This window comes from Streptomyces sp. NPDC046939, assembly GCF_040644575.1.
Taxonomy (GTDB): domain Bacteria; phylum Actinomycetota; class Actinomycetes; order Streptomycetales; family Streptomycetaceae; genus Streptomyces.
Genome location: NZ_JBEYWV010000009.1, coordinates 90,768 through 109,170, shown reverse-complemented (window position 1 = coordinate 109,170; position 18,403 = coordinate 90,768). Strand labels below are relative to the sequence as shown.

Here is an 18,403-nt window from a genome sequence, read left to right as displayed (position 1 = left end):
GTATCCCCAAGGGGCGACCGCTCGATAGCAAGGTGCTGGAGGATCCGTGGACCTGTCCCTGTCGACCCGTACCGTCGGCGATCGTACGGTCGTCGAGGTCGGTGGCGAAATCGATGTATATACCGCGCCCAAGCTGCGCGAGCAGTTGGTCGAGCTGGTGAACGACGGCAGTTTCCATCTTGTCGTCGACATGGAGGGCGTGGACTTCCTCGACTCCACCGGGCTCGGCGTGCTGGTCGGCGGTCTCAAGCGCGTGCGCGCCCACGAGGGCTCGCTGCGTCTGGTGTGCAACCAGGAGCGCATTCTGAAGATCTTCCGGATCACCGGCCTGACCAAGGTGTTCCCGATCCACACCTCCGTCGAGGAAGCCGTAGCGGCGACCGACTGACCAGACCGAGCAGGTGGATCCGCTGGATCGCGCCGTCCCCGGGCCCTTGGGGCCCGGCCCGGCGGCCGGTCCGGCGGAACCGGCAGATGGCGGGGATCGGGTCTTGGCCGGTCCGGTCCCCGAGAGCACGCCCGTACGTCCGAGGGGGATGCATGGCCACCGTCGAACTCCGCTTCAGCCCTCTGCCCGAGCACGTCAGGACCGCCCGTCTGGTGGCGGCCGCCGTGGCGCGCAGGGCGGGCGTGGACGAGGCGGTCCTCGACGAGGTCAGGCTCGCCGTCGGCGAGGCGTGCTCCCGCGCCGTGGGACTGCACCGGAGCAGTGACATCGCGGCGCCGGTGCGGGTGGCGCTGATCGAGGAGGAGAAGCAGTTCTCCATCGAGGTCGGTGACGAGGCGCCCCGCACGGTCGCCGTGCCCGCCGCGCCCGGTGTCGCCGGCAGCGGTGACGAGCTGGAGGCCGAGGGCGAGGACGAGATGGGTCTCGCCGTCATCAGCGGGCTCGTGGACGACGTGGAGGTCACCGCGGACGAGTCCGGTGGTCTCCTTCGGATGACTTGGCCCACCACGCCGTTGACGCTTCCGTAGCGGTCATCGGGCCCCCGTGGCCCGTCGGTCGACGCCCTGCTCACCACCCCCGGTGAACAGGGCTTTTTTCATGCGCCCATTATCGGGCCGCAGAATTCGATCTCCGCGCTTTCTTGATCGCCGATCATTCGCGATCGCCAATGAGGTCTCCCATAATGCCTTGAAGGCGTTATTCCCATACCCAGAGCGCATGGCGCGAAATGTGTTCGGCGATCATTCTCCGGGTAGGCAGAGAAAGAACATCGAAGGTCGCGGCGTACTGTTTTAGATCAGGTTCCGCTCCCTACAATCCGTCCACAATCTTGAGCTCAGCCCAAGCGTCAAGGAGGACGAATGGCGGAGCCCTCAACCATCGCAGCCGCAGTCCTGACGGACGACAACCGTCTGATCGTGATCGTCATCGCCGTCGTCGCGCTCGCGGCGCTCGCCGTCGCCGGGGTCCTGGTGCGCCAGGTGCTCGCGGCCGGCGAGGGGACGGATTCCATGAAGAAGATCGCGGCCGCGGTCCAGGAAGGCGCGAACGCCTATCTGGGCCGGCAGTTGCGCACCCTCGGCGTATTCGCCGCCGTGGTGTTCTTCCTGCTCATGCTGCTTCCCGCGGACGACTGGAATCAGCGGGCCGGGCGCTCGGTCTTTTTCTTGATCGGCGCCCTGTTCTCGGCGATCACCGGCTATATCGGAATGTGGCTCGCGGTGCGCAGCAATGTGCGTGTCGCCGCCGCGGCCCGGGAAGCGACACCGGCGGAAGGCGAGCCGGAAAAGGATCTCACCGCTGTCTCGCACAAAGCCATGAAGATCGCTTTCCGTACGGGCGGCGTCGTCGGCATGTTCACGGTGGGGCTCGGTCTGCTCGGCGCCTCCTGTGTCGTGCTCGTCTACGCGGCCGACGCGCCCAAGGTCCTAGAAGGCTTCGGGCTCGGCGCCGCGCTGATCGCGATGTTCATGCGTGTCGGCGGCGGCATCTTCACCAAGGCCGCCGACGTCGGCGCCGACCTCGTCGGCAAGGTGGAGCAGGGCATTCCGGAGGACGACCCGCGCAATGCCGCGACCATCGCGGACAACGTGGGGGACAACGTCGGGGACTGCGCCGGAATGGCCGCCGACCTGTTCGAGTCCTACGCCGTCACGCTCGTCGCCGCCCTCATTCTCGGCAAGGCGGCCTTCGGCGACGCCGGGCTCGCGTTCCCGCTGATCGTGCCCGCGATCGGGGTGATCACGGCGATGATCGGCATCTTCGCCGTCGCGCCGCGCCGCGCCGACCGCAGCGGGATGACCGCGATCAACCGCGGCTTCTTCATCTCCGCGGTGATCTCCCTCGTCCTCGTCACCGTGGCCGTCTTCGTCTACCTGCCGGGCACGTACACCGAGCTCGACGGGGTCACCGACGCCGCGATCCGCGTCAAGGACGGCGACCCGCGGATCCTCGCGGTCGTCGCCGTGGCCATCGGCATCGTCCTCGCCGCGCTCATCCAGCAGCTCACCGGCTACTTCACCGAGACGAGCAGGCGCCCGGTCAGGGACATCGGCAAGACGTCGCTGACCGGCCCCGCCACCGTCGTCCTCGCGGGCATCTCCATCGGGCTCGAGTCGGCGGTCTACACGGCCGTGCTGATCGGGCTCGGCGTGTACGGGGCGTTCCTGCTGGGCGGTACGTCGATCATGCTCGCCCTGTTCGCCGTCGCGCTCGCCGGCACCGGGTTGCTCACCACCGTGGGCGTCATCGTCGCCATGGACACGTTCGGGCCGGTCTCCGACAACGCGCAGGGCATCGCCGAGATGTCCGGTGACGTCCAGGGCTCGGGCGCGCAGGTGCTCACCGACCTGGACGCGGTCGGCAACACGACGAAGGCGATCACCAAGGGCATCGCCATCGCCACCGCCGTGCTCGCGGCCTCGGCGCTGTTCGGCTCGTACCGCGACGCGATCCTCACCGCCGCGCGGGACGTCGGCGAGAAGGTCGGCGAGGGCGGGCCGATGAACCTCGTCATGGACATATCGCAGCCCAACAACCTCGTGGGGCTCGTCGCCGGAGCGGCCGTCGTGTTCCTCTTCTCCGGGCTCGCCATCAACGCCGTGTCCCGGTCGGCGGGTTCGGTGGTCTACGAGGTGCGCAGGCAGTTCCGCGAGCGCCCCGGGATCATGGACTACACGGAGCAGCCGGAGTACGGGCGCGTCGTCGACATCTGCACCAAGGACGCGCTCCGGGAGCTGGCCACGCCGGGCCTGCTCGCGGTCATGGCGCCGATCGCGGTCGGCTTCACGCTCGGCGTCGGCGCGCTCGGCGCCTATCTGGCCGGGGCCATCGGCACCGGCACCCTGATGGCCGTCTTCCTCGCCAACTCGGGCGGTGCCTGGGACAACGCGAAGAAGCTGGTCGAGGACGGGCACCACGGCGGCAAGGGCAGCGAGGCCCATGCGGCGACGGTGATCGGCGACACGGTCGGCGACCCGTTCAAGGACACGGCCGGACCTGCCATCAACCCGCTCCTGAAGGTGATGAACCTCGTCGCGCTGCTCATCGCGCCCGCGGTCATCAAGTTCAGCTACGGGGACGACGCGAGCGTGCCCGTACGGGTCGTGATCGCGGTCGTCGCGCTCGGCGTGATCGTCGGCGCGGTCTACGCCTCCAAGCGGCGCGGCATCGCGGTCGGCGACGACGAGGACGGGAACGGCGAGCAGGGCCCGGGGCGCGTGCCGAAGCCGGCCGATCCGGCCGTGGCACCGTCCCGTACGTAGCCGCCTTCAGGCATGGTCAACGAGTGGGCGGGCAGGCGTCTCTGACGCACTGTCCGCCCACTATCGTGTCCGATGCCGTGTCCAGCTCCTCCCGTCGTCCCTCCGTGAGCCTTCTCTCCCTTGGTGCAAATGGCGGCTAAACGCGAAAAACGCGGTCATATAGTGGGCCTGAGGAGCGAGAGACGTGTGCTCGGCGTGTAAGTTCCGGGGCCGAGAGCCATGGAAGGGACCGATCCGGTGAACAAGAAGCTCGCGGCCGCACTGTCCGGCGGTGCGGTACTGGTACTGGCCTTGTCGGGTTGCGGCGGCGACGACAGCAACGACAAGCTGAACTCCTGGGCCAAGCAGGTCTGCGACGCGGTCCAGCCGCAGGCCAAGAAGATCGAATCGGCGAACGCCGCGATCCAGAAGCAGACCTCGGACAACAGCTCGCCCGCCGATGTCCGCAAGACGGACTCCAAGGCGTTCCAGGACATGTCCGCCGCGTACAAGGCGATCGGCGACGCCGTCGACAAGGCGGGCGCCCCGAACGTCGATGGCGGTGAGAAGAAACAGCAGAACGCCGTCAAGGAGCTGCACAAGATCTCGTCCTCGTACGCCGACCTGAAGACGCAGGTCGACAAGTTGGACACCGGCGACCAGGGCAAGTTCGCCGAGGGCCTCAAGAGCGTCGCGGGCGAGCTGAGCAAGCTCAGCCAGTCCGGCAGCGACGCGCTGAAGAAGCTCGAGGAGGGCGACGTCGGCAAGGCGATGTCCGAGCAGGAGAGCTGCAAGAGCGCGTCCGCCACGCCCTCGGCCTCCTCCTAGCCCCGGCCGTGCCCGGCTGACCCACCGTTCGGGTCCGTCCGGGCCCGACAGGCCCCGGGTGGGGGCGATGCCGTGAGGCTCGAAGCGTCACAATGGACGCGTGAGTTCTCCCGCCTCCCCCGCCCTGCCCGCCGCCGACCGCGACGACGTCGCCGCCTCGCTGCGCGACGCCCTGATCGCCGCCGAGTTCACCGCCGACGGGCTGCTCGAACTGCTCGGCGCGCCCGCCTACGCGGCGCTCGCCCGCAGCGAGATCGTGCCCGCCCTGCGCGCCACCCGGGGGGACTCGCCCCTGGAGACGCTCGTCCGGCTCTTCCTGCTGCAACAGCCGGCCGCGCGCGAGCGCGTCGCCGCCGTGCTGCCCGTGGAGGCGTGCCTGGAGAGCGGCTGGCTGCGCGAGAGCGGCCAGGACCACGCCGCGGTCGCCGCGACCGTCGACGTACGGCCGTACGGCGGGCCTGACGGCGAGGACTGGTTCATCGTCTCCGACCTCGGTTGCGCGGTCGGCGGTGCGGGCGGCATCGGCAGCAACGACGAGGGCGTCGTCCTCGGCGTCGGCGGCGCCTCCACCACGCTCGCCGGGATCACCGTCCGTACGCCCGTCGACTCCGCCCTCGACCTCGGCACCGGCTCCGGCATCCAGGCGCTGCACGCGGCGCGCCACGCCACCCGCGTCACCGCGACCGACCTCAACCCGCGCGCCCTCCACATCACCGCGCTCACCCTCGCGCTGTCCGGGGTGCCCGCCGCCGACCTGCGGGAAGGTTCGCTGTACGAGCCCGTGGGCGACGCCACGTACGACCTCATCGTGTCGAACCCGCCCTTCGTCATCTCGCCCGGCGCCCGGCTCACCTACCGCGACGGCGGCATGGGCGGGGACGATCTGTGTCGCGCGCTCGTCCAGGGCGCGGGGGAGCACCTGAACGAGGGCGGGTACGCCCAGTTCCTCGCCAACTGGCAGCACGTCGAGGGCGAGGAGTGGGCCGAGCGGCTGCGCTCCTGGGTGCCGCGCGGCTGCGACGCCTGGATCGTGCAGCGCGAGGTGCAGGACGTCACGCAGTACGCCGAGCTGTGGCTGCGCGACGCCGGTGACCACCGCGACGACCCGGCCGCGTACGCCGCCCGCTACGACGCCTGGCTCGACGAGTTCGAGGCGCGCAAGGTGACGGCCGTCGGGTTCGGCTGGATCGCCCTGCGCAAGACGTCCGCCGCCGAGCCGTCGATCGTCGTCGAGGAGTGGCCGCACCCCGTCGAGCAGCCGCTCGGCGACACCGTCCGCGCCCACTTCGAGCGGCTCGACTGGCTGCGCACGCACGACGACGCGGCCCTGCTCGAATCGTCCTTCCTGCTCGCCGGTGAGGTCGTGCAGGAGCAGGTCGGGCTGCCGGGCGCCGAGGATCCCGAGCACGTCGTGCTGCGGCAGGGGCGCGGGATGCGCCGGGCCACGAAGGTGGACACGGTCGGTGCCGGGTTCGCGGGCGTCTGCGACGGGACGCTCAGCGCCGGGCGGATCCTCGACGCCATCGCGCAACTGGTCGGCGAGGAGCAGGTGTTGCTGCGCGACCGTACGCCCGCGCAGATCCGCACGTTGGTCGAGCAGGGCTTCCTGGAACCGGCCGGCGTCCCAGGCGGCTCTCGCCCCGGACAGGCCGGATAGCTCCTCTTCGCCCTGCGCTGCCCCGGAGTTCACCCCGCATTCCCCCGCCCGTGCCAGCGTCACCGGACCGGGCGGCGGGGGCCGCCCCGGCTTCGGGGAGTCCGGGAGGCAAGGCGATGGAGAGTGCACCTGCGGTGTTCGCGGGGACGGTGTTCGCGTTGTTCGGCGCGGCGCTCGTGGTGTGGACGGGCGCGCGCACGGCGCACCGGCAACCCGTGGTGTACGGCGCCCGTCCGGTCGCGGCGGCGGTGGTCGCCGGGGCGGCGGGGGTGGCGTGCCTGGCGCTGGCGGCGTGGTGTTTCAGCCAGGGGTGACACGCCGTCATACGTACGACGTGGCGCGGCTCAGGTCCCGTTGTACGTACGACGTGGTGCCGCCCAAGTCCCGTCATACGTAAGACGTGTGCGGCCCAGATTCCGTTATACGTACGACGGCGCCCGCCCCCCGGAATCCGGGCATCCGGACGAGGAGCGGGCGCCGTCGACAGCGTGTGCGGGTCAGCCGCGCAGCACGCGGCCCTGCGAGTCGGTGCGGTCGTTGCTCGTGAGGAACAGGATGCCGTCGATCAGGGCCCAGAAGCCGAGGCCACCGCAGGTCAGGAGCTGGGCTATGCCGACCCCGGCGTTGCCGACGTAGAAGCGGCCGATGCCCAGGGTGCCCAGGAAGAGCTGGAGGATACCGGCGACGATCTTCGACTTGTCGGAGTACGGACGGCCCTGCGGGTCGTAGCCGAAGGGGGCGTTCGGGTCGGCGGCGCCGGGCTGGCCGGGCTGAGCGGAGTAGGACATGCGGTTGCTCCTCGGAGACACCAAAAGGGCACGGCGCGGCCGTGCTCCTGAGCGGATGGGTGAGGCATACGCGCCGGTGGGGGACGTGGCGCAGCCTCGGAGGGCCCCAAAATAAGGGCAGTCGCGTGCCAAGTGCCGATCTTGGCGGAATCGTGGCGGGTTTGTGACCTGTAAGGCGGGGTAGACGTGCTCCGGTGATGGGCGGTCAGACCCTGCGGTCAGACCACGTTCCGCAGCACCGTCCAGACGACAGCCGCGAGCAGGATCGCCCCCTGGGCGCGCCCGCTGAGGGAGGGCCGCCAGCGGCGGCCCCGCAGCCCCTCGTAGGCCCAACGCCCGAGCAGGGCAAGGGCGAACGGTGCCGCGAGCAGCAGCGCCCGGTTGTCGTGCCAGGCCGCCGTGGGCCGGCCGTGCATGAGGTCGTACACCATGCGCGTCCCGCCGCACGCCGGGCAGAGCAGCCCCGTCACCAGACGGAACGGGCAGCGCGGCAGCCAGTGGCCCGGCTCGTGCGGATCGGTGCCGTACAGGTAGAGCGCGCCGACGACCCCGGCGGCCAGCACCGCGAGGGGCGCCACCGCCGGGCGTCTCAGCAGCGCGGGGACGCGGTCAGCTCCGTAGGACACGGCCCTGAGCGTCCGTCGTGTTGTTGCTGGTGAGAAGGATGATGCCGTCGATCAGCGCCCAGAAGCCGAGGCCGCCGCAGGTGAACAGCTGGGCGAGGCCGATGCCGACGTGCCCGATGTAGAAGCGGCCGACGCCGAAGGTGCCGAGGAACAGCTGGAGGACACCGGCGACGATCTTCGACTTGTCCGAGTAGGGGCGGCCGTACGGGTCGTAGCCGTAGGGCGCCATCGGGTCGTACGCGGTGGGCATGCCGGGCTGCGGCGGGGGCGGGTAGCCGCCGCCGGCCGGGGCGGAGCCCGGGTAGGGGTAGCCGTACGTGGGCTGGCCGCCGGGCGGCGGGCCCTGCGGGGGCTGCTGCGGGTAGCCGTACGGGTTGCCGCCGGGCTGCTGCGGCGGGGGCTGCTGGCCGTAGGGGTTGCTGTCGGACATGCGGATGCTCCTGGGTCGGGATGCCGGTGGGGACGGAGCGGGGGGTCTCCCTTGGTCATCCATCGCCCTCGGGCTCCCCCCAGCCACCCGCCATCTTGTCAGGAGCGGATAAGGGAGGGGAGTGAGGGAGCGGGAATGGGGACGGGACGGGGACGGTCGTGACGGGAACGTGGCACGGGGAACCGCCGACCGGTACACCCAGTGATCTTGCGGTGACGCGGAGGCGGGGCTTCCGCTCCCCGGTCCAGGGGCAGGATCACGAAGAGTCGGGTTACCGTTCCGAGTGGCTGCTGCGCGCTTTTCCCGTTTGACACACCGGCGGGAGGTACCGTCACACTCCGCAGCAGTGACACGGAAGCAGCCACAACCGCCGACCGGAGAGAAGAGCGAAGTTGTCCCCGACCAGCGAGACCGCACAGGGCGGCCGCCGACTCGTCATCGTCGAGTCGCCCGCCAAGGCGAAGACGATCAAGGGCTATCTCGGTCCTGGGTACGTCGTCGAAGCGAGCGTCGGGCACATCCGCGACCTCCCCAACGGCGCGGCCGAGGTACCCGAGAAGTACACGGGTGAGGTGCGCCGTCTCGGCGTGGACGTCGAGCACGACTTCGCGCCCGTCTATGTCGTCAACAGCGACAAGAAGGCGCAGGTCAAGAAGCTCAAGGACCTGCTGAAGGACTCCGACGAGCTCTTCCTCGCCACCGATGAGGACCGCGAGGGCGAGGCCATCGCGTGGCACCTCCTGGAGGTCCTGAAGCCCAAGGTCCCCGTCCACCGGATGGTCTTCCACGAGATCACCAAGGACGCGATCCGCTCCGCCGTCGCCAACCCGCGCGAGCTGAACAAGCGCATGGTCGACGCCCAGGAGACCCGCCGCATCCTCGACCGTCTGTACGGCTACGAGGTCTCGCCGGTCCTGTGGAAGAAGGTCATGCCGCGCCTGTCGGCGGGCCGCGTGCAGTCGGTCGCGACCCGGCTCGTCGTCGAGCGGGAGCGCGAGCGCATCGCCTTCCGCTCCGCCGAGTACTGGGACCTGACCGGCACCTTCGCGACCGGCCGCGCCGGCGACCCCTCCGACCCGTCGTCCCTCGTCGCGCGCCTCAGCGCGGTCGACGGCAAGCGCATCGCGCAGGGCCGCGACTTCGACTCGCTCGGGCAGCTCAAGTCGGACACGCTGCACCTGGACGAGGCGAACGCCCGCGCCCTTGCCGCCGCCCTCCAGGACACGCGGTTCGCGGTCCGCTCCGTCGAGTCCAAGCCGTACCGCCGCTCGCCGTACGCCCCGTTCCGTACGACGACGCTGCAGCAGGAGGCCTCGCGCAAGCTCGGCTTCGGCGCCAAGGCCACCATGCAGGTGGCGCAGAAGCTGTACGAGAACGGCTTCATCACCTATATGCGTACGGACTCCACGACGCTGTCGGACACGGCGGTCGCGGCGGCTCGTGCGCAGGTCACGCAGTTGTACGGGGCCGATTACCTGCCGGACAGGCCGCGCACGTACGCGGGCAAGGTGAAGAACGCGCAGGAGGCGCACGAGGCGATCCGCCCCTCCGGCGACCGCTTCCGCACGCCCGCCGAGACCGGTCTGACCGGTGACCAGTTCAAGCTGTACGAGCTGATCTGGAAGCGGACCGTCGCCTCCCAGATGAAGGACGCGGTCGGCAACTCGGTCACCGTGAAGATCGCGGGCCGGTCGAGCGACGGCCGGGACGCCGAGTTCAGCGCGTCCGGCAAGACGATCACCTTCCACGGCTTCCTCAAGGCGTACGTCGAGGGCGCCGACGACCCGAACGCGGAGCTGGACGACCGCGAGCGGCGCCTGCCGCAGGTCTCCGAGGGCGACCCGCTGACCGCCGAGGAGATGTCGGTCGACGGCCACGCGACCAAGCCGCCGGCCCGCTACACCGAGGCGTCCCTGGTCAAGGAGCTGGAGGAGCGCGAGATCGGCCGCCCGTCGACGTACGCGTCGATCATCGGCACGATCCTCGACCGCGGCTATGTCTTCAAGAAGGGGACCGCCCTGGTTCCGTCCTTCTTGTCGTTCGCCGTCGTGAACCTCCTGGAGAAGCACTTCGGGCGGCTCGTCGACTACGACTTCACGGCCAAGATGGAGGACGACCTCGACCGCATCGCGCGCGGTGAGGCGCAGTCCGTGCCCTGGCTGAAGCGTTTCTACTTCGGTGAGGGCGACGGTTCCGGCTCCGCCGCGGAGGCGGGCAACGGGGACGGCGACCACCTCGGCGGCCTCAAGGAGCTCGTCACGGACCTGGGCGCGATCGACGCCCGCGAGGTCTCGTCCTTCCCGGTCGGGAACGACATCGTGCTCCGCGTCGGCCGCTACGGCCCCTACATCGAGCGCGGCGAGCGCGACTCCGAGAACCACCAGCGCGCCGACGTCCCCGAGGACCTCGCGCCCGACGAGCTGTCCGTGGAGTACGCGGAGGAGCTGCTCGCCAAGCCGAGCGGCGACTTCGAGCTGGGCACCGACCCGGTCAGCGGCCACCAGATCATCGCCAAGGACGGCCGCTACGGTCCCTACGTCACCGAGGTCCTTCCCGAAGGGACGCCGAAGACGGGCAAGAACGCGGTGAAGCCGCGGACCGCCTCGCTCTTCAAGAGCATGTCGTTGGACACCGTCACGCTCGACGACGCCTTGAAGCTGATGTCGCTCCCGCGCGTGGTGGGCACCGACCCCGAGGGCGTCGAGATCACCGCGCAGAACGGGCGGTACGGGCCGTACCTGAAGAAGGGCACGGACTCGCGCTCCCTGCAGAGCGAGGACCAGCTCTTCACGATCACGCTCGAAGAGGCGCTGGCGATCTACGCGCAGCCCAAGCAGCGCGGTCGCGCGGCAGCCAAGCCGCCGCTCAAGGAGCTGGGCGAGGACCCGGTCAGCGGGAAGCCCGTCGTCGTCAAGGACGGCCGCTTCGGCGCGTACGTCACCGACGGCGAGACGAACGCCACACTGCGCTCCGGCGACTCCGTGGAGGCGATCACGCCCGAGCGCGGCTACGAGCTGCTCGCGGAGAAGCGGGCCAAGGGCCCGGCCAAGAAGACGGCGAAGAAGGCCGCCAAGAAGGCGCCCGCGAAGAAGACGGCCGCCAAGAAGACCGCGGCGAAGAAGACGACCGCGGCCAAGACGACGACCGCGGCCAAGACGACGACCGCCGCCAAGAAGACGGCCGCCAAGAAGGCGCCCGCGAAGAAGGCGGCCTCGGCGCCGGTCGAGTAGGCCGTACGTCACATGTGTGGAGGGGACGCCTCCGGGTTCCGTACCCGGAGGCGTCCGTTTGTTCGGGTGGTCCCCCGGAGTGTCGGCCCGTCCCGATAGGCTGGACGAATGACCCCTGCCGAGCAGCCAACGGCCCCCCACGCGGCCCCAGACGACGCCCTGGTAGCGGACTCCCGAGAGCGCGCCGTGCGCGCCCTCCTGCGCGAACCCCGGTTGAGGCGACTGTGGTCCGCGCAGCTCGTCGGAGGGGTCGGTGATGTGCTCGGGCTGCTTGTGCTCGTCGTGCTCGCGCTGCAAGCGGCCATCGCGCAAGGGTCCTTCGGCGGCGGGTACCGGGGCGTGGCCTTCGCCGTCGCCGCGGTGTTCGGCACGCGCATCCTCTCCACCCTGCTGTTCGGCGCCGTCCTGCTCGGACCGCTGACCTCGCTGACGACGCCGGGCGGCCCGCTCGACCGGCGCTGGACCATGATCGGCGCCGACGGGCTGCGGGCGGCCTTGCTGATCGTCGCCCCGCTCTGGATCGACTGGACCCCGGACAACGCACTGGCGCTGCTCCTCGTCACGGCGTTCGTCGCCGGTGTCGCCGAGCGGTTCTGGACCGTCGCCAAGGAGAGCGCGGCGCCCGCCCTGCTGCCCGCGCCGCCGATCGAGGGCGCGGCCGTGCGGCCGCTGCCGGACCACATGGACGCCCTGCGCCGCCTGTCGCTGCGCACCGGCTTCGTCGCGATCCCGCTCGCCGCCGCCATCCTCGTCGTCGTCACGCTGGTGCAGAACCTGATCGGCGCGGGCGTCGACTGGTTCGCGCAGCACCAGGTCGCGCTCGCCTCGTACGTGGGCGCGGGCCTGTTCGCCGCCGCCCTGTCCGTCGTGTACTTCCTCCAGCTCCCCGGCGTGCAGACCCCGCGCGCGCGGTCGCCGCTCGAAGGGCTGCGCCGCCCGAAGACCTCGGGGACCGTCGACAAGGGCCGCACTCACGCGATCCCGCTGCTCGTCCTCGCCTGCGCCGCCGTCGCCGGAGCCGTCGCGGCCGCCGTCGCCGTCTCCGTCCTGCACGCCAAGGACCTCGGCGGCGGCCCGGTCACCTTCGGCCTGCTCGTGATCGGCCTGACCGGCGGCACCGTCATCGGCATCCGCACCGCGCCGGCCGTGCTGCCCACCCTGTCCCGGCGCCGCCTGCTCGCCCTCGCCATCGCCCTCACCGGCATCGCCCTGCTCGCCGCCGGTCTCGTCCCCGACGTGACCACCGTGCTCCTCGTCGTCACGCTCGCCGGGGCCACGGCGGGCATCGCCGCGAACACCGGCCACACCCTGCTCGACCAGGAGAGCGAGGAGTACCGGCGCGCCCGCGTCACCGAGCACCTCCAGGCCGTCGTACGGGTCAGCGTCGCGCTCGGCGCGCTCGTCGCGCCGCTGCTCGCCGCGCTCATCGGCCCGCACCGCCTGGAGAACGGCAAGTTCGTCTTCGCGCACGGCGGCGCCGCGTTCACGATGATGCTGGTCGGCGCGCTGCTGCTGCCCGTCGCCGCGCTGGTCCTCGCCAAGACCGACGACCGCAGCGGCGTCCCGCTCCGCCACGACCTGCGCGACGCCCTGCTCGGCGGCAACGACCCGGTCGCGGCCCCCGCCGCCACCGGCTTCTTCATCGCCCTGGAGGGCGGCGACGGCGCGGGCAAGTCGACGCAGGCCGAGGCGCTCGCCGAGTGGATCCGCGGCAAGGGCCACGAGGTCGTCGTCACGCGCGAGCCCGGCGCCACGCCCGTCGGCAAGCGGCTGCGCTCGATCCTTCTCGACGTCTCCTCCGCTGGCCTCTCGCACCGCGCCGAGGCACTGCTCTACGCCGCCGACCGCGCCGAGCACGTCGACACCGTCGTACGGCCCGCCCTGGAGCGCGGCGCCGTCGTCATCTCCGACCGCTACATCGACTCCTCCGTCGCCTACCAGGGCGCGGGCCGCGACCTGTCGCCGACCGAGGTCGCCCGCATCAACCGGTGGGCCACCAGCGGACTCGTCCCGCACCTGACCGTGCTGCTCGACGTGGACCCGCAGGCCGCCCGCGAGCGGTTCACCGAGGCGCCCGACCGCCTGGAGTCGGAGCCGATGGAGTTCCACGCGCGCGTGCGCTCCGGTTTCCTCACCCTCGCCGCCGGTGACCCCGGCCGCTACCTCGTGGTCGACGGGGGCCAGGAGCCGGAGGCCGTCACGACCGTGATCCGCCACCGTCTCGACGTCCTCCTGCCGCTCTCCGAGGCCGAGATCAAGGCGCAGGAGGAAGCGCGCCGCAAGGCCGAGGAAGAAGCGCGCCGCAAGGCGGAGGAAGAGGCCGCGCGCAAGGCCGAGGAGGAGCGGCTGGAGCGCGAGCGCCAGGAGCAGCTCGCCAAGCTGCGCGCCGAGGAGGAGGAGCGCAAGCGCCGCGAGCTGGAGGAGGCGCAGCGCATCGAGGCCGAGCGCCAGGCCGAGGAGGCCAGGCAGCGCGCCGAGGAGGCCCGCAAGAAGGCCGAGGCCGAGAAGGCCCGCCTCCTTGCCGAGGAGAAGGCCCGCGCCGCCGAGGAGGAGCGCCGCCGCAAGCAGGCCGAGGAGGAGGCCCGGCTGCGGGCCGAGGCCGAGGAGCGGCGCCTGGAGAAGCAGCGCAAGGCCGAGGAGGCGTTGCTGCGCGCGGAGGAGGCCCGGCGGCTCGCGGCGCAGGCGGCTGCGGCCGCGCAGGCGGCACAGGCGGCGCGTCCGACCCCGTCCGCACCGCGCGGGCCCGCCGCGACCGGCTCCGCCTGGACGGGGAGCGCGTCGGCCGGGAACGCCCCGGCCGGGAACGCTTCGTCCGGTGCGGCCGACCTTCGTAAGGGCAAGCCGTCCGAGCGGGCGCCGGAGCCCGACAGCGAGACGACGCTGCAGACACCGGTCGTCCGGCCGCAGGCGCCGTCCGACGCCGAGGAGACCGCGGTCCTCCCGCCCGTACGGGAGCCGGTCCGCGAGCCGGAGACCGTCCGGGACGCCGAGGAGACCGCTGTGCTCCCGCCCGTCCGGGACGCCGAGGAGACGGCCCAGCTGCCGCGCCCCTCGGTCGGCGCGGCCGACGACACGGCCGTCCTGCCCCGGGTCCCCGACCCCGCCGAGGACCGGGTGCCGCAGGGCTACTTCCGCGACGAACGGCCCGCGCAGACGCCGGAGAGCGCCGCCGACCGCACGGCCGAGCTGCCGCAGATCGACGAGCAGGGCCGGCCGCGCCGCCGCCCCCGCCCGGAGTGGGCGGAGGAGACCCCGCTGGACGACCTGCCGACCCTCGCCGACGAACTGCTCGGCGGCCAGGACGACGAGGACGACCCCGCCGAGGGCGACGGGCGGCGCGGGCGGCGCCGCCGCTGACCGGCGTACGGGTGGGGCTCAGGCCAGCCGGAGCTCCACCCAGTCCACCGTGTCCCCGTCGAGGCGGTAGCGGTCGACCTCGACGGTGAACCCGGCACGCTCGGCGAAGCGCAGCCCCGCCTCGTTCGACGTCAGCACGACCGTCTCGATGTGCTCGGCGCCGAGCGCGCGGGCCGTGGCGAGCCCGCGCTCGTACAGTGCCCTGCCGTGCCCGCGCCCCCGGTGCTCCGGCAGGACGCGCGCGATCACCGTGGCCACCCCCTCCTTCGGGGCCCGCACGGTGGAGCAGCCGACGAGGACGTCCCCGGCGTAGGCGACCTCCAGGACGTTGCGCCCGGCGCGTTCGCGCACGTCGTCCAGGGAGAGGTACGCGGAGTCGGCCGGGACGGTCGTGTTGTGCGCGTGCTGCCAGTCGCGGACGAGGGCGCTGTCGCCGTCCGCGTCACCGGTCAGCCTCTCGATGCGGAGATCGGTCATCCGCGTAGCCAAGCGGGTGCGGGGGGTGTTGTCAGTGGCGCCCGGCACAATGGCGGGAGTACGAGAAAGGGCGGTGTCCCCATGGCGGTATGGGACGACCTGGTGGGTCAGGAGCGCGTGGTCGCGGAGCTGGACGCGGCGGCGCGGGACGCGGACGCCCTGGTGACCGCCGCCGGTACCGGGCAGGCGCCGCCCGAGGCGTCGAAGATGACCCACGCCTGGCTGTTCACCGGGCCGCCCGGCGCGGGCCGGACCACCGCGGCGCGGGCCTTCGCGGCGGCGCTGCAATGCGTCTCCCCGGACCGGGCGCTCGGCGGCGCCCCCGGCTGCGGATTCTGCGACGGCTGCCACACCGCGCTGCTCGGCACGCACGCCGACGTCACGACGGTGGCGGCGGTCGGCACCCAGATCCTCGCCGAGGACATGCGCGACACCGTACGGAAGTCGTACACGTCACCGGCGACGGGCCGCTGGCAGGTGATCCTCGTCGAGGACGCCGAGCGGCTGAACGAGAAATCGGCGAACGCCGTCCTCAAGGCCGTCGAGGAGCCCGCCCCGCGCACGGTGTGGCTGCTCTGCGCGCCCTCGGTCGAGGACGTGCTGCCGACGATCCGCTCCCGCTGCCGTCTGCTGACGCTGGCCACGCCCGCCGTGGACGCCGTCGCCGACATGCTCGTACGGCGGGACGGGATCGAGCCCGAGGTCGCGGCGAGCGCCGCCCGCGCCACCCAGGGCCACATCGACCGGGCCCGGCGCCTGGCCACCGACCCGCGCGCGCGGGAGCGCAGGGCCGCCGTGCTGAAGGTGCCGCTGCGCGTCGAGGACGTCGGCGGCTGCCTCAAGGCGGCGCAGGAGCTGGTCGACGCGGCGGCGGAGGACTCCAAGCAGCTCGCCGAGGAGGTCGACGCCAAGGAGACCGACGAGCTGAAGGCGGCGCTCGGCGCGCAGAGCGGCGGCCGGATGCCGCGCGGCACCGCCGGTGTGATGAAGGACTTGGAGGACAAGCAGAAGCGGCGCAGGACGCGTTCGCAACGCGACTCCCTCGACCTGGCCCTCACCGAGCTGACCAGCGTGTACCGCGACGTGCTCGCGCTCCAGCTCGGCTCCCGCGTCGCCCTCGCCAACACCGAGATCCAGGACACGCTGGAACGCCTCGCCCGCTCCACGTCCCCGGAGTCCACCCTCAGACGCATAGAGGCGATCGGCGCGTGCCGCGACGCACTGGACCGCAATGTGGCGCCGCTCCTCGCGGTGGAGGCGATGACGCTCGCGCTGCGGGCGGGTTAGGACGGGCAGGCGACCGGCCCCGCCGTCGGGGCACGGAAAGTGACCTCGTCCGCGCGGAGCGTTACGCTCGGGTGATGTACTCCAGGCGCCACCCCTCCACCGCCCGCCGCCGTGCCGCCCTGTTCGCCGCCGCAGCCGGGCTGCTGCTGGTCGGCATCCCGGCCTGTTCGCCGAAGAGCTCGCAGGCCGCGGAGGGCACGCTCGCCGCGCTGCCCAGCTCCGACGAGGCCCGGCTGCGCACCTATTACGAACAGGACCCGAAGTGGCGCAAGTGCGGCGCGCCCGGGTTCGAGTGCGCGACGCTCAAGGCGCCGCTCGACTACGACAAGCCGTCCGCGGGCGACATCGACCTCGCCGTCTCCCGCAAGAAGGCCACGGGCCCCGGCAAGCGGCTCGGCTCGCTCCTGGTGAATCCGGGCGGCCCGGGCGGCTCCGCGATCGGCTACCTCCAGGGGTACGCGGGCATCGGCTACCCCAAGGAGGTCCGCGCCCGCTACGACATGGTCGCCGTCGACCCGCGCGGCGTCGCCCGCAGCGCCCCCGTCACCTGCCTCGACGGCAAGCAGATGGACGCGTACACGCAGACCGACGTGACCCCGGACGACAGGGGCGAGCAGAAGAAGCTGACGGCCGCCTTCGCCACGTTCGCGAAGGGCTGCGAGACGAAGGACCGGACCTCGCGACGCGTGCTGCCGCACGTCTCGACCGTCGAGGCGGCCCGCGACATGGACCTGGTCCGCGCCGCCGTCGGCGACAAGAAGCTGAACTACGTGGGCGCCTCCTACGGCACGTTCCTCGGCGCCACGTACGCGGGCCTGTACCCGGAGCGGGTGGGGCGGTTCGTCCTCGACGGGGCCATGGACCCGTCGCTTCCGGCGCGGGAACTGAACGAGCAGCAGACCGCCGGCTTCGAGACCGCGTTCCAGTCCTTCGCGAAGGACTGCGTGGCCCGCTCCGGCTGCCCCCTCGGCACCGGCACCCCGCACCAGGCCGGGCAGCGGCTCAAGTCGTTCTTCACCGAGGTCGACGCCGCCCCCCTCGCCACCGGTGACGCCGACGGCCGCAAGCTGGGCGAGTCCCTCGCCACGACCGGGGTGATCGCCGCGATGTACGACGAGGGGGCCTGGCCGCAACTGCGCGAGGCGCTCACCGCGGCCATGACCAAGAGGGACGGCTCGGGCCTGCTCGCCCTCTCCGACAGCTACTACGAGCGCGACGCGGACGGCAAGTACGCCAACCTCATGTTCGCCAACGCGGCCGTGAACTGCCTCGACCAGCCGCCGGCCTTCACTTCCCCCAAGGAGGTCGAGGAGGCGCTGCCCGCCTTCGAGAAGGCGTCCCCGGTCTTCGGCGCGGGTCTCGCCTGGTCCGCGCTGAACTGCGCGTCCTGGCCGGTCAAGGCCACCGGCGAGGCGCACCGCATCACCGCGGAGGGCGCCGCCCCGATCGTGGTCGTCGGCACCACCCGCGACCCGGCCACCCCCTACCCGTGGGCCAAGGCCCTCGCCGCCCAGCTCTCCTCCGGCCGCCTCCTCACCTACGACGGCGACGGCCACACGGCGTACGGCCGCGGCAGCGACTGCATCGACGGCGCCATCGACACCTACCTCGTCTCCGGCACCCCTCCGAGGGACGGAAAGCGCTGCTCGTGACGGGTGGGCCCGGCTGACGCCGGAAGATCCGCGGCCGTAAAAGGGTGGGCGGAGCACCCCTGGGAAGCGTGTAGGATTGGCGATGTTGCTGACGCACTCCCGTGCGCGCGGCGGCGCCGCCTTAGCTCAGATGGCCAGAGCAACGCACTCGTAATGCGTAGGTCTCGGGTTCGAATCCCGAAGGCGGCTCAGTGAAGCCCCAGGTTCCCGGTGAAAGCCGTGGGACCTGGGGCTTTGTCGTTGTTCGGGGTGGGTGGTGAGTACGGGGTGTGTGGGTCTTGTCACGTCGGCTCGCCGGGGGAAACGGCGTTGATTTCTGTGAATCGAGACCTTTACGATCATGGCCGTTCCCGCACCTGCGGGGACAACATGCAAACAGGG

The 18,403-nt window shown here is 71.8% G+C and carries 14 protein-coding genes and 1 tRNA gene; 11 read left to right on the top strand and 4 right to left on the bottom strand.

Translation table 11 applies throughout. The annotated features are described in order from the left end of the window. Positions 1-46: 46 nt before the first annotated feature. The 6 genes from bldG to ABZ877_RS12490 all read left to right on the top strand — a co-directional run bounded on the left by bldG (position 47) and on the right by ABZ877_RS12490 (position 6,489). Positions 47-388 (top strand): anti-sigma factor antagonist BldG, encoded by a 342-nt coding sequence (gene bldG / locus ABZ877_RS12515; RefSeq protein WP_003975386.1) that lies wholly within the window; start codon positions 47-49, stop codon positions 386-388. A 152-nt stretch (positions 389-540) separates the two neighbouring features. Continuing rightward, positions 541-975 (top strand): ATP-binding protein, encoded by a 435-nt coding sequence (locus tag ABZ877_RS12510; protein WP_361068654.1) that lies wholly within the window; start codon positions 541-543, stop codon positions 973-975. Between the two features lie 333 nt (positions 976-1,308). After that, positions 1,309-3,711: a sodium-translocating pyrophosphatase gene (locus ABZ877_RS12505; protein WP_361068651.1), complete on the top strand. Its 2,403-nt coding sequence runs from the start codon at positions 1,309-1,311 to the stop codon at positions 3,709-3,711. A 219-nt stretch (positions 3,712-3,930) separates the two neighbouring features. Next, positions 3,931-4,518, top strand: a complete 588-nt coding sequence (locus ABZ877_RS12500) for a small secreted protein (protein WP_361068648.1) — start codon at positions 3,931-3,933, stop codon at positions 4,516-4,518. Between the two features lie 100 nt (positions 4,519-4,618). Next, positions 4,619-6,175: a methyltransferase gene (locus ABZ877_RS12495; protein WP_361068645.1), complete on the top strand. Its 1,557-nt coding sequence runs from the start codon at positions 4,619-4,621 to the stop codon at positions 6,173-6,175. A gap of 116 nt (positions 6,176-6,291) precedes the next feature. After that, positions 6,292-6,489, top strand: a complete 198-nt coding sequence (locus ABZ877_RS12490; RefSeq protein ID WP_361068642.1) for a hypothetical protein — start codon at positions 6,292-6,294, stop codon at positions 6,487-6,489. A 183-nt stretch (positions 6,490-6,672) separates the two neighbouring features. Here ABZ877_RS12490 and ABZ877_RS12485 read toward each other — a convergent pair whose 3' ends face one another. The 3 genes from ABZ877_RS12485 to ABZ877_RS12475 form a co-directional block, all read right to left on the bottom strand. After that, entirely contained in the window at positions 6,673-6,963 is a 291-nt protein-coding gene (locus ABZ877_RS12485; protein WP_361068639.1) for a TM2 domain-containing protein, read from the bottom strand. A gap of 218 nt (positions 6,964-7,181) precedes the next feature. After that, positions 7,182-7,589, bottom strand: a complete 408-nt coding sequence (locus tag ABZ877_RS12480) for a DUF2752 domain-containing protein (protein ID WP_361068637.1) — start codon at positions 7,587-7,589, stop codon at positions 7,182-7,184. Then, on the bottom strand, positions 7,573-8,019 hold the full coding sequence (locus ABZ877_RS12475; protein WP_361068635.1) for a TM2 domain-containing protein: 447 nt from the start codon (positions 8,017-8,019) through the stop codon (positions 7,573-7,575). Before ABZ877_RS12475 ends, ABZ877_RS12480 begins: the two co-directional genes overlap by 17 nt. A gap of 392 nt (positions 8,020-8,411) precedes the next feature. Here ABZ877_RS12475 and topA point away from each other — a divergent pair, with 392 nt between their 5' ends. Both topA and tmk read left to right on the top strand, forming a co-directional pair. Continuing rightward, positions 8,412-11,249, top strand: coding sequence for a type I DNA topoisomerase (topA, locus tag ABZ877_RS12470; protein WP_361068632.1), 2,838 nt, complete (start codon positions 8,412-8,414; stop codon positions 11,247-11,249). Between the two features lie 108 nt (positions 11,250-11,357). Continuing rightward, positions 11,358-14,606, top strand: coding sequence for a dTMP kinase (tmk, locus tag ABZ877_RS12465; protein ID WP_361068629.1), 3,249 nt, complete (start codon positions 11,358-11,360; stop codon positions 14,604-14,606). An 18-nt stretch (positions 14,607-14,624) separates the two neighbouring features. Here tmk and ABZ877_RS12460 read toward each other — a convergent pair whose 3' ends face one another. Next, on the bottom strand, positions 14,625-15,083 hold the full coding sequence (locus tag ABZ877_RS12460) for a GNAT family N-acetyltransferase (protein ID WP_361068628.1): 459 nt from the start codon (positions 15,081-15,083) through the stop codon (positions 14,625-14,627). An 81-nt stretch (positions 15,084-15,164) separates the two neighbouring features. Between ABZ877_RS12460 and ABZ877_RS12455 the strand changes: the two genes are divergently transcribed. The 3 genes from ABZ877_RS12455 to ABZ877_RS12445 all read left to right on the top strand — a co-directional run bounded on the left by ABZ877_RS12455 (position 15,165) and on the right by ABZ877_RS12445 (position 18,211). Then, complete coding sequence (locus tag ABZ877_RS12455) at positions 15,165-16,370, top strand: DNA polymerase III subunit delta' (protein ID WP_361068626.1); 1,206 nt, start codon at positions 15,165-15,167, stop codon at positions 16,368-16,370. Between the two features lie 74 nt (positions 16,371-16,444). Continuing rightward, positions 16,445-18,022, top strand: coding sequence for an alpha/beta hydrolase (locus ABZ877_RS12450; protein ID WP_361068624.1), 1,578 nt, complete (start codon positions 16,445-16,447; stop codon positions 18,020-18,022). A gap of 115 nt (positions 18,023-18,137) precedes the next feature. Next, a tRNA-Thr gene (locus ABZ877_RS12445) sits at positions 18,138-18,211 on the top strand. The last annotated feature ends 192 nt before the right edge of the window (positions 18,212-18,403 follow it).

What these genes read in the sequence shown, in the direction of transcription:
- ABZ877_RS12510 (WP_361068654.1), top strand. Translation starts at nt 541, where the DNA reads ATGGCCACCGTCGAACTCCGCTTCAGCCCTCTGCCCGAGCACGTCAGG.
- ABZ877_RS12505 (WP_361068651.1), top strand. Translation starts at nt 1,309, where the DNA reads ATGGCGGAGCCCTCAACCATCGCAGCCGCAGTCCTGACGGACGACAAC.
- ABZ877_RS12500 (WP_361068648.1), top strand. Translation starts at nt 3,931, where the DNA reads ATGGAAGGGACCGATCCGGTGAACAAGAAGCTCGCGGCCGCACTGTCC.
- ABZ877_RS12490 (WP_361068642.1), top strand. Translation starts at nt 6,292, where the DNA reads ATGGAGAGTGCACCTGCGGTGTTCGCGGGGACGGTGTTCGCGTTGTTC.
- ABZ877_RS12485 (WP_361068639.1), bottom strand. Translation starts at nt 6,963, where the DNA reads ATGTCCTACTCCGCTCAGCCCGGCCAGCCCGGCGCCGCCGACCCGAAC.
- ABZ877_RS12475 (WP_361068635.1), bottom strand. Translation starts at nt 8,019, where the DNA reads ATGTCCGACAGCAACCCCTACGGCCAGCAGCCCCCGCCGCAGCAGCCC.
- tmk (WP_361068629.1), top strand. Translation starts at nt 11,358, where the DNA reads ATGACCCCTGCCGAGCAGCCAACGGCCCCCCACGCGGCCCCAGACGAC.
- ABZ877_RS12460 (WP_361068628.1), bottom strand. Translation starts at nt 15,083, where the DNA reads ATGACCGATCTCCGCATCGAGAGGCTGACCGGTGACGCGGACGGCGAC.
- ABZ877_RS12455 (WP_361068626.1), top strand. Translation starts at nt 15,165, where the DNA reads ATGGCGGTATGGGACGACCTGGTGGGTCAGGAGCGCGTGGTCGCGGAG.
- ABZ877_RS12450 (WP_361068624.1), top strand. Translation starts at nt 16,445, where the DNA reads ATGTACTCCAGGCGCCACCCCTCCACCGCCCGCCGCCGTGCCGCCCTG.